This is a genomic window from Pseudoalteromonas sp. SG44-17 (assembly GCF_014164235.1).
In the GTDB taxonomy this organism is placed as follows: Bacteria; Pseudomonadota; Gammaproteobacteria; order Enterobacterales; family Alteromonadaceae; genus Pseudoalteromonas; species Pseudoalteromonas rhizosphaerae.
Genome location: NZ_JACJEV010000080.1, coordinates 1 through 1547, shown reverse-complemented (window position 1 = coordinate 1547; position 1547 = coordinate 1). Strand labels below are relative to the sequence as shown.

The following is a 1547-nucleotide window of genomic DNA, read 5'->3' as shown; positions in this document are numbered from 1 at the left end:
CAAGTAACAGCAACGGGGGCAATCATTTACACCGCCAATGCAGATTACTATGGTGACGACAGCTTTACTTACACAGTTAAAGACAGCAATGGCGCGATATCTAACCTTGCTACTGTCACCATGACTGTAAACCCAGTCAATGATGCGCCGGTGGCACAAACGCAAACCCTTAACCTTGATGAAGATGCAAGCTTATTGATCACATTGCTTGCGACAGACATCGAAAATGACAGCTTAACTTATCGTATCGATACTGATGTTGCACACGGAACGCTAGTTCAACAAAGCAGTGATAGTTGGTTGTATACACCTGCGGCAGATTATAACGGCAGTGATAGTTTCACGTTTGTAGCCAATGATGGTGCGTTAGATTCAGCTCCTGTTAGTGTTAACTTAACCGTTAATGCTGTAAATGATGCCCCAGTTGCCAGTGCAGAGGCGGTGTCAGTAAATGAAGATACGCCACTGACGATCAACCTTGCCGCCAGCGATATCGAAGGCGATACCTTAACGTATCAAATCAGCAGTCAGCCACAAAATGGCCGTGTTACATTGACTGGATCGCAAGCAGTATACCAAGGCGAGAGTGACTTCTTTGGCACCGATAGCTTTAGCTTTGTTGCTAACGATGGCAACGTAGATTCAGCACCTGCGGTGATCACAGTGACCGTGAGCAGTGTTAATGATGTGCCAGTGATCAGCGGTTCACCGACTGTGTCAGTGAGTGAAAAAATCGTTTATAGTTTTGCGCCAACGGCAACTGACACCGAGGGTGATAATTTAACCTTTAGCATCAGTAATAAACCAAGTTGGTTGGGTTTTGATAGCAGTACCGGGTTGCTCAGTGGTACCGCTGGTAACAGCGATGTGGGTGTGTACAGTAATATTGTGATCAGTGTCAGCGATGGCATGGGTACGGCGAGCTTACCGGCATTTAACTTAACGGTGATCAACGTCAATGACGCACCAACAATTGGTGGTGTTCCTGCATTAAATGTTGATCAAGATACGTCTTATAGCTTTACCCCAACAGCCAGCGATATTGATGGCGACAGCTTAACCTTTAGTATTAGCAACAAGCCGAGCTGGGCAAACTTTGATAGCAGCACTGGGCAGTTGTCAGGTACGCCAAGTAATGATGATGTCGGCGTAAATAACAACATTATTATTTCAGTATCAGACGGCGCGATTACTACAGCACTGAGTAGCTTTAATCTCACCGTTAAGAACGTTAACGATGCACCGACAATCAGTGGTACACCGAACACCACGGTAAGCGAAGACAGTCAGTATCAGTTTACGCCATCAGTGCGTGATATTGATGGTGATAGCCTCAGTTTCAGCATCATTAATAAGCCAAGTTGGGCAAGCTTTGACACCAGCACGGGCGAATTAGCGGGCACGCCACAGAACGAGGATGTGGGCAGCTACGCGGCTATTACTATCAGTGTTAACGATGGCACAGATAGCGCCAGTTTAACGCCATTTACATTAGAGGTAACCAACACCAATGATGCGCCGGTAGGGCAAAACTTCGCGTTTAACCT

The 1547-nt window shown here is 46.4% G+C and carries 1 protein-coding gene; it reads left to right on the top strand.

Annotated elements, in window-relative coordinates:
* Positions 1–1547: tandem-95 repeat protein (locus H5182_RS21915; RefSeq protein ID WP_182760649.1), on the top strand; the 1547-nt coding region annotated here is incomplete at both ends.